We start from the raw sequence: 12,431 nt of genomic DNA, 5'->3' as shown, positions 1-12,431 counted from the left end.
GGAATCAATGATGGGAAATTATATCACTCATTGTGTCCTTTGTAATTTAGTTATACTTATTCCATTCAATATCGATAAGAGCATATTAAACATGAAAATATTAGTTATAAAATCAAGTACTAATGGTCATCAATCACAAACCAATACATTAATTGAGCATTATCTTCATAAAAGAAAATTACAAGGTTATATTGATGAGGTTATTGAACATGATTTAGAATCATCACCGTTACCGGTTCTTAATAATGAGCGATTTCATGCTTTAAGAGGTGGTAAAGTCGATAATGTAGGGCTGTTGTCTACTGTACAATTATCCGATCAATTAATTGCTGAGTTTAAAGATAGTGATTTATTAATTCTAGGTGCTCCTATGTATAACCTAAATGTGCCAACACAATTAAAAAATTGGTTCGATTTGGTTGTTCGACCAAAACAGACCTTTTTTTATACAGAAACTTATCCACAAGGGATGGTTAGTAATGTAAAAGCACTGATTTTTAGTTCTCGTGGAGGAGTTCATCAAGGGCAAGAAACTGATGCAATAACACCTTATTTAAAATCAGTGTTAGGATTAACGGGTATTACTGATACGCAATTTATTTATGCAGAAGGGTTAGATATAAAGCCTGAAGGGTATCTTGCAGGAATAGCACAAGCCAATAAACAGTTAGAACAATATATTAATATTGGGATTTAATAGCGTAAAATCACTTTGCTAATATGCTTAGCAAAGTGATTAAGCATTTAACTATTTACTAAAAGTTACTTCATGACCGTAGCTTTGGATAATGGCTTGAATTCGATCCATCGTTTCTTGAGAAGGTGGCTCAACGCCTTCTAGCATATATTTATCACCTAATGTTGCCCATTTATAGGCTCCCATTTTGTGATAAGGCAACATTTCGACTTTTTCAATATTACTCATGCCTTGAATAAATTGTCCTAACTGATGAGCGGATGCATCATCATCAGACCAACCCGGTACAACGACATAGCGAATCCATGTTCGTTTATTGATCTGTTGTAAATATTTAGCAAACTCTAAAACTCGCTTATTAGAAACTCCAACCAGTTTTTGATGCACTTCATCATTAATCTGTTTTAGATCTAACATGACCAAGTCTGTCTGTTCCATTAATGCTTCAATAGTATGATCAATGGAACGAGCATAGCCGTTAGTATCTAAACAGGTACCGATACCTTCTGCTCGACAGGCTTTAAACCATTCTGTTACAAATTCCGCTTGTAAAATTGCTTCTCCACCAGAGGCTGTAACTCCACCACCATTGGGGATGATAAAATGTTTATATGTCACTATCTCTTTCATTAGTTCTTCAACAGTGACTTCTCTACCTGCTTTTAGATCCCAAGTATCGCGATTATGACAATATAAGCAGCGCATTAAACAGCCCTGAAAAAATACGATAAAGCGAATACCTGGTCCATCGACGGTACCAAATGATTCAAAAGAGTGGATCCTACCCGTGATAGGTCCTTGAGTGGTCATAATAATTTCTTGATTCATTAACATTCTCTATCGATTGCGACACAATATTTTTATTATTATCTACTAATCAAATTAAAAAGAAAGGCTCCTTTAGGAGCCTTTATCTATTTTTTATTACAGACTTACATTGATTGTGTAAAGGTACGAGTAATTACGTCTTTCTGTTGCTCTTTAGTTAAAGAGTTAAAACGTACTGCGTAACCAGAAACACGAATGGTTAACTGAGGATATTTCTCAGGATTTTCCATCGCATCAAGTAATGTTTCACGATTTAACACGTTAACATTTAAGTGTTGACCACCTTCAACTGTTGCTTCGTGATGGAAATAACCATCCATTAAGCCAGCAAGGTTACGTTTACGAGCATCGTCATCTTTACCTAACGCATTTGGAACGATAGAGAATGTATAAGATATACCATCTTTAGCGTAAGCAAATGGCAGTTTAGCAACGGAAGTTAGTGATGCTACAGCACCTTTTTGGTCACGTCCATGCATTGGGTTTGCACCTGGTCCAAATGGTGCACCTGCACGACGTCCATCTGGAGTATTACCAGTCTTTTTACCATACACAACGTTTGAAGTAATAGTTAATACAGACTGAGTTGGAATTGCATTACGATAAGTTTTAAGTTTTTGAATTTTCTTCATAAAACGTTCAACTAAATCAACTGCGATATCATCAACTCGTGGATCATTATTACCAAATTGTGGGTATTCGCCTTCGATAGCAAAGTCAATTGCAAGACCATCTTCATCACGAATTGTTTTCACTTTTGCATATTTAATTGCAGAAAGTGAGTCAGCTGCAACTGAAAGTCCAGCAATACCACAAGCCATGGTACGAATAACATCACGATCATGTAACGCCATTAGTGATGCTTCATAGCTGTATTTATCATGGCTCCAATGGATCGCATTCAATGCAGTAACGTATTGTTTTGCTAACCAATCCATAAAGTGATCTAAACGATCAAATACAACATCAAAGTTTAGGTATTCATCAGTAATTGGTGCTGATTTTGGACCAACTTGGATTTTTAACTTCTCATCCACACCACCATTGATTGCATATAGTAATGTTTTAGCTAAGTTCGCACGAGCACCGAAGAATTGCATTTGTTTACCAACAATCATCGGACTAACACAACAAGCAATCGCATAGTCATCATTATTGAAATCTGGACGCATTAAATCGTCATTTTCATACTGTAATGAAGATGTATCGATAGATACTTTAGCTGAGTAATTTTTGAAACCTTGCGGTAACTGTTCTGACCAAAGAATAGTCATATTTGGTTCCGGAGATGGTCCCATTGTATAAAGGGTATTTAGGAAACGGAAAGATGTTTTAGTAACAAGTGTACGTCCATCAACGCCCATACCAGCTAATGATTCAGTAGCCCAAATCGGGTCACCAGAGAATAATTCATCATATTCTGGAGTACGTAGGAAACGAACCATACGTAATTTCATTACAAAATGGTCGATAATTTCTTGAGCATCTTTTTCTGTAATTAAGCCAGCAGCTAAATCACGAGCGAAATAGATATCAAAGAAAGTTGAAGTACGACCTAAAGACATCGCTGCACCATTTTGAGATTTAACAGCAGCAAGGTAACCAAAATAAGTCCATTGTACAGCTTCTTGTGCAGTTTTTGCTGGACCAGAAATGTCATAGCCATATTTAGCAGCCATTTCTTTAATTTGTCCTAGAGCACGGTGTTGTTCTGCGATCTCTTCACGACGTTGCATTGTCATTTGTAGATCAACACCATTTTCAAAATCTGCTTGTAATGAATTAAATTGAGCAAATTTGTCTTTCATTAGGAAATCGATACCGTAAAGTGCAACACGACGGTAGTCACCAATGATTCGTCCACGACCGTAAGCATCTGGAAGACCAGTGATTACACCTGATTTACGGCAACGAAGGATATCTGGAGTATAAATATCAAAAACACCCTGATTGTGAGTTTTACGATATTCAGTAAAGATTTTTTTGACTTCTGGATCAAGTTCACGATTATAAGCTTTACATGAACCCTCGATCATTTTAATGCCACCAAATGGAATCATGGCACGTTTTAATGGTTTCTCAGTTTGAAGACCAACAATTTTCTCTAAATCTTTTTCAATATAACCTGCATCATGAGCTGTAATTGTTGAGATTACACTTGTGTCAAAATCAACAGGGGCATGGGTTGCATTTTCAATTTTAATGCCTTCCATAACTTTATTCCACAATTTAGTCGTCGCATCAGTTGCACCCACTAAAAATGACTCATCTCCCTCATATGGAGTATAGTTCTTTTGAATGAAATCACGGACGTTAACATTACTTTGCCAATCCCCATCTTTAAAGCCTTTCCAAGCTGTTGCTTGTACTTCGTTTAAATTACTCATAAATTTTCACCTCAGATTTACTAAAATTATATTTACCCTTTATTTATATAAGGGCAAATAATCAAAAATCAATGTGCTTTACGCAAATAAAGTCCCCAATAAGATAAAGCGACAGCTAACCCACCTAATATATTACCAATTGTAACAGGTATTAAATTATTAAGCACAAAATGTTCAACCGTTAAACTACTAAATGTATCTGGCGACATTCCTGTCATCGTCCAAAACTCAGGTGTTGCGAAATGTTGAATCATAATTCCCATTGGGATCATAAACATATTTGCAATACTATGCTCAAAGCCGTTACCGACAAACATAGCAATTGGAAAAATCATTACTGACATTTTATCTAAAAGAGTACGACCAGCATAGCTTAACCATACAGCCAAGCACACCATTAAATTGGCTAAAAAGCCTAAACCAACAGCCTCAATGAAAGAGTGATGTAACTTGTGATCGGCTGTTTGCAAAATACTAATTCCCCATTGACCATTCATTGTCATATGCTGTGCTGAAATCCAGATAATTGCAACAAAAAACAGCGCACCAATAAAATTACCAATGTAGACTAAAACCCAATTTCGTATCATCTGATACCAGGTTATTTTGTGGGTCATTTTAGGTAGAATAGTTAATACTGTTGACGTGAATAGATCCGCACCACAAGCGACGACAAGCATTAGTCCTAATGAGAACGATGCACCCCCGACATATTTTAATACGCCAGAAGCCGCTTCGCCCGATGGGCTTGTGATAATGATAATATAAGAAACAAACCCTATAGAGATAAAAACACCAGCGGTAATCGCAGAAAACAGAGTAGTTAGTGGTGTTTTATTTACTTTATAAGTAGCAGTCTTTTCTGCAGTGATAGTCATTTCACTAGGAGATAAGGAAGAGACGATATTATCTGTACTCAAAACTAAGACCCTCAAAAAACTATGGTTTTATGAGACGCATAGTATACTCAAAATTTGAAGTAGATCACTATTTTTTTATCATAAAGAAATAACAAAATAATAACTTATTATTTTATTTATATTTTTACTAACTTTAATGATAATTTATGTTGAGGTAATTAGTAATAACTTGTTACCATATATTTTTTCATAATTTTAACTTATACTCATACCTACTTGGTTTTATTTGATTCTTATTCAAAACTGTACGATATGTTAAAATGGCGTATAATAGTAAGAGTCTCGTAATTGTGTATTTTTAAATAAAAAAAATAGGTTATTAATCATGTTAGATCCTAATTTACTTCGTACTGAGTTAGATCTGGTTGCCCAAAAATTGGCGCGTCGCGGGTTTAAATTAGATGTAGAAACAATTCGTCAACTAGAAGAAAAACGAAAAATTTTACAAGTTGAAACTGAAAACCTACAAGCGGAAAGAAATGCTCGTTCCAAATCAATAGGTGAAGCAAAAGCTCGTGGTGAAGATATTTCTGCAGTTCGCGAAGAAGTGAATAAATTAGGTGATAAACTCGACTCAGCTAAGAAAGCGTTAGAAGAGTTACAGACACAGATTAAAGATATTTATTCTGCTATTCCAAATATTCCTGACGATAATGTTCCAGATGGTAAAGATGATAGCGATAATGTTGAAGTTTCTCGATGGGGTACGCCAAGAACTTTCGATTTTCCTGTTCAAGATCATGTGGCATTAGGCGAAAAAATTGATGGACTAGATTTTGCTGCAGCTGTAAAACTTACTGGTGCACGTTTTGTTGTGATGAAAGGGCAAATTGCTCGTTTACACCGTGCTATTGCCCAGTTTATGTTAGATTTACATACTGAACAGCATGGTTATACTGAAATGTATGTCCCTTATTTAGTTAATCAGGCGACATTATTTGGTACTGGTCAATTACCTAAATTTGGTAAGGATCTTTTCCATACTAAACCGTTGGAAGAAGAAGCAGATACTAGTAATTATGGTTTAATTCCCACAGCAGAAGTACCTGTGACAAACTTAGTGCGTGATGAGATTGTTGATGAAGATTCTCTACCTTTAAAGATGACTGCACATACTCCATGTTTCCGTTCTGAAGCTGGCTCATACGGTAAAGATACTCGTGGTTTAATTCGTATGCATCAGTTTGATAAAGTCGAATTGGTTCAAATTGTTAAACCAGAAGACTCAATGCAAGCATTGGAAGAGTTAACCGGGCATGCAGAAAAAGTACTGCAGTTATTAGAGTTACCTTATCGTAAAATTGTTCTATGTACTGGCGATATGGGCTTTGGCTCACGTAAAACTTACGATTTAGAAGTTTGGGTTCCAGCACAAGATACTTATCGTGAAATTTCATCTTGTTCAAATATGTGGGATTTCCAAGCTCGTCGTATGCAAGCTCGTTATCGTAGTAAAGCTGATAATAAAGTTCATTTAGTTCATACATTAAATGGTTCAGGCTTGGCAGTTGGACGTACTTTAGTTGCGGTTATGGAAAACTACCAACAAGCTGATGGACGTATTAAAGTGCCAACGAAGTTAATTCCATATATGAACGGTGTTGAGTATATCGGTTAATTTTTTATCCTGTTACGAATAGCGTTAATTATTTAATTAACGCTATTTTTTTATTAAAAAATCGGTTATCTAGAGAGTAACGAATGTATAAAGGCATATTATTATCATTAAGTGCATCTTGCCTTTTTGGATTAGTTTATTATTATCCCGTTTTTTTAAAACCGTTATCGGTGATTGATATATTCTGTTGGCGTTTGCTTATGTCATTTCCTGCGATTGCTTTACTGGTTTGTATTGAAAGGCAATGGCAAACTATTATCGATTTATTTAAACGTATTTACCATCAACCTTTATTTTTATTCGCGTTAATTTTTTCCGCGTTATTACTTTCAGTACAAATGTTACTATTTGTTTGGGCTCCATTAAGTGGCAAAGCATTATCGACATCGCTGGGTTATTTTATGTTACCCCTAACAATGGTTATTTGTGGACGAATATTTTATAAAGAGCGTTTTAGTTTTTTACAAAAAATAGCCGTATTATTAGCATTTATTGGTGTTGCGATAGAAGTTTATATTACAGGCGCATTTTCGTGGGAAACCGCAGTAATTTGTCTTGGCTATCCGATCTATTTTATGTTTAGACGTTATATGAAAATCGATGGTATCGCTGGCACATTTTCTGACTTTTTCTTTTTAGCATTAGGCTGCCTAATCTATTTTATTATTCAATATGATAGTCAAAAAGTGATTGATGATATTGTTCATTTTCATCTGTTTATTCCGTTACTTGGTATTATTACTGCGATTGCTTTCGCTGCCTATTTTTCGGCAAGTAAATTGTTACCGTTAGGGATATTTGGTTTATTAGGTTATGTTGAACCTATCTTATTAGTTGTCGTCTCTTTGGTTTTTTTACACGAATCTATTTCATCAGAACATATGATTTCTTATGGATTGATTTGGGGAGCAGTATTGGTCTTGATCGTTGAAGGTACAGTATATTCAATACGAAATTTCAAACGTCGAAGAGTAAGATAGATCTTTATTGATTAAGATCTATCTTATCTAGAATTACTGTATCGCTTTTTGACGTTTAAGCAGTGGTGAAGCAATTTCAGTATTCATTTTTCTTAGTAAGTTTTCAGTTGTCTGCCAATCGATACAGGCATCAGTCACAGATACCCCATATTTTAGTTGCTCTATTGGCTGTTCAGATGATTGATTACCCTCGTGTAAGTTACTTTCAATCATGACACCAATAATAGAGTTATTGCCATTTTTTATCTGTTCAATAATTGAATCCGCGACAATGGGTTGTCTACGATAATCTTTATTAGAGTTACCATGGCTACAATCAATCATTAAGTTAGCCGGTAATCCTGCTTTAGTCATATGGGCTTCACAAATTGCTACATTCTCTGCATCAAAATTTGGAGCTTTACCGCCACGCAAAATAACATGCCCATGTGGGTTACCTTGGGTTTGTAAAACGCTAACTTGACCTTTTTGGTTTACGCCGACAAATCGGTGTGCCATTGATGCTGATTTCATTGCGTTAATAGCCACGTCAAGATTACCATCAGTACCATTTTTAAAGCCAACAGGCATTGATAATCCTGATGCCATTTCTCGATGAGTTTGTGATTCTGTTGTACGTGCACCAATAGCAGACCAGCTAATTAGATCACCAATATATTGAGGAGTATTTGGATCTAACGCTTCTGTTGCAATCGGTAAACCAATACGCGTTATTTCGAGTAAGAGCTTTCTTGCTGTTTTTAGACCATGTTCAATATCAAATGAACTATTCATATGGGGATCGTTAATCATCCCTTTCCAGCCAACAGTTGTTCTTGGTTTTTCAAAGTAAACACGCATGACAATAAAAAGGTGCTCACCGACTTCATCTGCTAATTTTTTTAGCTTATGGGCATACTCAATGGCGGCTTGTGGTTGATGAACGGAGCAAGGACCGCAGACAACTAAAAAGCGAGGGTCTTTACGTTCAAGGATATCAACAATGTGTTGTCTTGATTGGGATATTTGACTTTCTAATTCAGCATCAAGTGGTAATAATGTTTTTATTTCATCAGGTGTAATAAGTTGTTGTTCGTCAGATATTCTAACGTTATTAATTTTATCTTTTAACATGATATAAACCTTTAAATGATAGCTATTATATTTAAATTATTTATGAGTGTAAAAAAAAATGTACACTCAGTATGGTATCTATGTAAACATAAATTCAATCATTAGTAAATAGGTTTGTTTTGACAAGAGTTATCTATCTTTTTGTAATAAAAAGTTTACAGTTATTGTTGTGGTAATTTAAATTGAGCTATTTAGCCCATGATTTTATCGCGGAACATAAAAAATACTGCACCAAGTAAGCACAATCCAGCCCAAATATAATCCATTCTGAAAGGCTCTTTTAGTACAAATAGTGAGAAAGGAATAAATACACTTAAACTTAATACTTCTTGAATAATTTTGAGTTGGCCAGTCGAAGCAACTTCATAACCAATTCGATTGGCGGGTACTTGTAATAAATATTCGAATAATGCAATGCCCCAACTAACTAGAGCTGCAACAATCCATGTCTTGTCATGAAAATACTTTAAGTGTCCATACCATGCGAAAGTCATAAAAATGTTACTAAGCGTGAGCATACCGATAGTGATAAAAATAGGATTCATGATGAAAATACCAACAAGAGATAGAACTGCGGAGAATATACAATAAAGTTATCAACCATACAACAGAGATAACCTTTTTATTAATGAATGATAACTCGTTATTACGCCGTTACCATTCATTGACGTGTGTATTAACTTGCTGTTAATTTAAGTCCAATGACACCCATTAATATCATTAATAAACAAATAATACGAAGTGGTGTGATCGCTTCGTGAAAGAACATCACCCCGACTATTGCCGACCCCATAATACCAATGCTAGTCCAAACTGCATAAGATATTCCTAGCGGAAGTGATTTCATTGATTGTGCCAGAAGCAGAAAGCTACATATCATCGTGATGATTGTGATAATACTTGGTGTTAAACGGGTAAATCCATGACTATATTTAAGGCTAATTACCCAAATGACTTCAAACATTCCGGCAATAATTAGGTAAACCCATGCCATACTTTATTCCTTTATTTAAATAATGAGGGTCGTCCCTACGAAGAAAAAAACAGCATTAAGTCGTCTTAATGTGTGATTGGTGTGTATTTATAGAATAAATCGTATACTAACGCTTATTATTCTATCTCAGTTATTTTATGAAATATATATCATTGATGAGTTTGGTAGAATATATTTATCAAACAAGCGATTACCTGCTAAAATAGTAGCCAGTTAGATTAATTATTGCTTGGAGCAGAGCAAATGAGATTATGTGATCGTGATATTGAAGCCTATTTAGCGACAGGCAAGTTAAAAATAACCCCTCAGCCACCAGTAAGTAGTATCAATGGTGCTACCGTTGATGTAAGATTGGGAAATCAATTCAGAACATTTCGAGAGCATACTGCAGCTTATATTGATTTGAGTGGGCCAAAAGAAGAAGTCTCAGCATCTTTAGAAAGAGTCATGGGGGATGAGATTATTTTGGCTGATGGAGAGGCTTTTTATCTTCATCCTGGTGAATTAGCACTAGCAGTAACATTAGAGTCGGTTATTATACCTGATGATTTAGTCGGGTGGTTAGATGGTCGTTCTTCATTAGCAAGACTTGGCTTGATGGTACACGTAACAGCACATCGAATCGATCCAGGTTGGGATGGGCAAATTGTTCTAGAGTTTTATAACTCAGGAAAGTTACCGTTAGCGCTACGTCCGGGAATGACTATCGGCGCATTAAGTTTTGAAACATTGAGTGGACCTGCAGCAAGACCCTATAATCGTCGACAAGATGCTAAGTACAAAGGCCAACAAGGTGCTGTTGCTAGCAGAATCGATAAAGATTAAATAAAGAATTAAGGAAATCAGCCCATGCTAAAAAAAATATTGCTCACACTATTTATTTTAATTGTTCTACTTGTTGCAGGTGTTGTTGCTCTTATTGTATTTGTTGATCCAAATAATTTTAGAGGTTTTATCTCTGATAAAGTAAAAGAGCAAACGGGTTACGAATTGACTATTCAAGGTGATTTGCGTTGGCATATTTGGCCACAAATTAGCATTTTAACCGATTCAGTCCGTTTAGAAGATGAAGGTGCTAAAAAACCGATTTTAACGGCCGATAATATGCGTTTAGATGTTGAATTAATGCCGTTATTTTCAAAAGAGTTAGTTGTTAAAAATGTATTAGTTAAAGCGGCCGTCATTAATGTTACTGATGAGAGTAAAGGTAATGTCGCTAAAGGTAATAAAACAACCACAACAGTAAATCAGACGCAAAGCCAAACTAATAATGAAACTGATAAGTCAGGTTCAGGTTGGTCATTTGCGTTAAATCAGCTGGAGATCGCTGATAGTACGGTTGTTTATCAACAGAATAAAGATCTGATTAGCTTTAGAGATATCAATATTACGCTGCTGAAAAAAGAAGATAATAATGTCGCTCTCGACGTAAAAGGTAGTATTAATCGTGATCAACAGAATTTTATCTATGCATTAAATGCAGATATTAACCTTGCTAATTTCCCACAAAAGGCGCAGGTTGCATTACATAAATTCTCCTATGATTATACTGGTGTTGGTGTACCAAGTGGCGAACTTAAAGGTGATATTAAAGCCACTTTTGACTACCAACAAACACCATTAGTGTTAGATAGTAAAGATTTTCATTTGACTTTAAATGGTAATGTTATTGATGGTCAACTAATGGCTAATTTAGATAAAAAGCCTTATTTTGAAGCTTTACTAAAATCTGATAAATTTGATTTAACTCCGTTTTTAGCAACAAGCTCAGATGATAAGAGTAATTCAACCACTTCATCGTCACAAAGCCAACCAGTTATAACGAAACAAACTAAACAAGGTAACGAGTTAGCATTTTTGCAAAGTTTTAATGCAAAATTCAATCTTACTGTTAATGAAGTTGTCGCTAAAAATTTAGTTATCAATAATTTTATTCTTGATGCGAATAACCAAGATGGCGTTGCAAAATTGAATAAAGTGAATTTGGATATAGCCAATGGGAATGTTACGGCAAATGGTAGCGCTAATGGTAAACAGCCAGTGACTGCTATAGCATTAGATACGAATATCTCAAATATTGATCTAGGTACATTATTTACTCAGCTTGAATTTGTTAAAAATTTCTCTGGAAAATTTAATGCACAAGGACATATCGCGACTAATACGATTGATCCTGATAATATTATGAGTAGTTTAACAGGTGATTTAGCTGTAACAGTTAATAATGCAAAATTTGAGAATTTTAATGTTCAAAATATTATTCAGACTGCGGTATCACAATACTCTAAGGAACCAGTAACGGCTGATGAGTATCAAAAATATACAGAATTACATGAAATTAGTGCTAATGCTAAATTGGCTAGTGGTGATATGAATTTATCGTCAATTAAAGCCCTCTCATCAACCCTTGATATCGTAGGTAGCGGTAGAGTCGGTCTGGTTAAGAATGATTTAGATCTTAATTTGAATGTACAAATTCTGAGTGGTTGGAATGGCGAAAGTAAGACTATTCAAAAATTACAGCAAGTTGTCATCCCATTACGTATTTATGGTTCATTTGCTGAGATACACTATCGAGTTGATGCTGAAAAAATTGTCAAAGATTTGTTAGGTAATCAATTACAAAATAGTATTGATAAATTAAAAGAACGCCTAGGTGGACAAAGCAATACAGAAGAGTCTACTGAGCAAAAAGATTCATCGGATACAAGCGATGGTAAGATTAAAGCTAAAGATATCTTAGGTGGATTAATTAATAAAATTAAATAGGTTTAGCTAATTTTAGATAGCTTACTATTTTTACTGGAAAGGGGTCATGATTGACCCCTTTATTTTTTATTACTCTCTGTTTGTCTAATCTATTTAAATTAATTCTGGTAAGGCTGTTTTTAACA

Annotated in this window: 11 protein-coding genes; 5 read left to right on the top strand and 6 right to left on the bottom strand. The window is 35.0% G+C overall.

Going from position 1 to position 12,431, the window contains the following annotated elements:
- Positions 1–91 precede the first annotated feature (91 nt).
- Positions 92–697, top strand: coding sequence for an NAD(P)H-dependent oxidoreductase (locus RHO11_07325; protein ID WVD60319.1), 606 nt, complete (start codon positions 92–94; stop codon positions 695–697).
- A 51-nt stretch (positions 698–748) separates the two neighbouring features.
- Here RHO11_07325 and pflA read toward each other — a convergent pair whose 3' ends face one another.
- The 3 genes from pflA to focA all read right to left on the bottom strand — a co-directional run bounded on the left by pflA (position 749) and on the right by focA (position 4,832).
- A complete protein-coding gene (gene pflA, locus RHO11_07320; GenBank protein ID WVD60318.1) occupies positions 749–1,525 on the bottom strand; it encodes a pyruvate formate lyase 1-activating protein in 777 nt (258 codons plus the stop codon).
- 104 nt (positions 1,526–1,629) lie between these two features.
- On the bottom strand, positions 1,630–3,912 hold the full coding sequence (gene pflB, locus RHO11_07315; GenBank protein WVD60317.1) for a formate C-acetyltransferase: 2,283 nt from the start codon (positions 3,910–3,912) through the stop codon (positions 1,630–1,632).
- A gap of 68 nt (positions 3,913–3,980) precedes the next feature.
- Positions 3,981–4,832 carry a formate transporter FocA gene (gene focA, locus RHO11_07310; protein WVD60316.1) on the bottom strand — a complete coding sequence of 284 codons (852 nt, stop codon included), beginning with the start codon at positions 4,830–4,832 and terminating at the stop codon, positions 3,981–3,983.
- Positions 4,833–5,157: 325 nt separating this feature from the next.
- On the opposite strand from focA, the gene serS reads away from it, so the two are divergent.
- Positions 5,158–6,450 carry a serine--tRNA ligase gene (gene serS / locus RHO11_07305; protein WVD60315.1) on the top strand — a complete coding sequence of 431 codons (1,293 nt, stop codon included), beginning with the start codon at positions 5,158–5,160 and terminating at the stop codon, positions 6,448–6,450.
- 83 nt (positions 6,451–6,533) lie between these two features.
- Entirely contained in the window at positions 6,534–7,430 is an 897-nt protein-coding gene (rarD, locus tag RHO11_07300) for an EamA family transporter RarD (protein ID WVD60314.1), read from the top strand.
- A 33-nt stretch (positions 7,431–7,463) separates the two neighbouring features.
- Here rarD and RHO11_07295 read toward each other — a convergent pair whose 3' ends face one another.
- From RHO11_07295 to sugE, 3 genes are all read right to left on the bottom strand, one after another.
- Positions 7,464–8,543, bottom strand: a complete 1,080-nt coding sequence (locus RHO11_07295) for a 3-deoxy-7-phosphoheptulonate synthase (GenBank protein WVD60313.1) — start codon at positions 8,541–8,543, stop codon at positions 7,464–7,466.
- A 191-nt stretch (positions 8,544–8,734) separates the two neighbouring features.
- Positions 8,735–9,088 carry a DMT family protein gene (locus tag RHO11_07290; protein ID WVD60312.1) on the bottom strand — a complete coding sequence of 118 codons (354 nt, stop codon included), beginning with the start codon at positions 9,086–9,088 and terminating at the stop codon, positions 8,735–8,737.
- Positions 9,089–9,219: 131 nt separating this feature from the next.
- Positions 9,220–9,537 carry a quaternary ammonium compound efflux SMR transporter SugE gene (gene sugE / locus RHO11_07285; GenBank protein ID WVD60311.1) on the bottom strand — a complete coding sequence of 106 codons (318 nt, stop codon included), beginning with the start codon at positions 9,535–9,537 and terminating at the stop codon, positions 9,220–9,222.
- Between the two features lie 243 nt (positions 9,538–9,780).
- On the opposite strand from sugE, the gene dcd reads away from it, so the two are divergent.
- Both dcd and asmA read left to right on the top strand, forming a co-directional pair.
- Positions 9,781–10,362: a dCTP deaminase gene (dcd, locus tag RHO11_07280; GenBank protein ID WVD60310.1), complete on the top strand. Its 582-nt coding sequence runs from the start codon at positions 9,781–9,783 to the stop codon at positions 10,360–10,362.
- A gap of 24 nt (positions 10,363–10,386) precedes the next feature.
- On the top strand, positions 10,387–12,306 hold the full coding sequence (gene asmA / locus RHO11_07275) for an outer membrane assembly protein AsmA (protein WVD60309.1): 1,920 nt from the start codon (positions 10,387–10,389) through the stop codon (positions 12,304–12,306).
- Positions 12,307–12,431: the final 125 nt, after the last annotated feature.

Source organism: Orbaceae bacterium BiB (genome assembly GCA_036251205.1).
Lineage (GTDB): Bacteria > Pseudomonadota > Gammaproteobacteria > Enterobacterales > Orbaceae > Orbus > Orbus mooreae.
The sequence above is the reverse complement of the archived record's forward strand: the minus strand, read 5'-3'. Positions and strand labels throughout refer to the sequence as shown.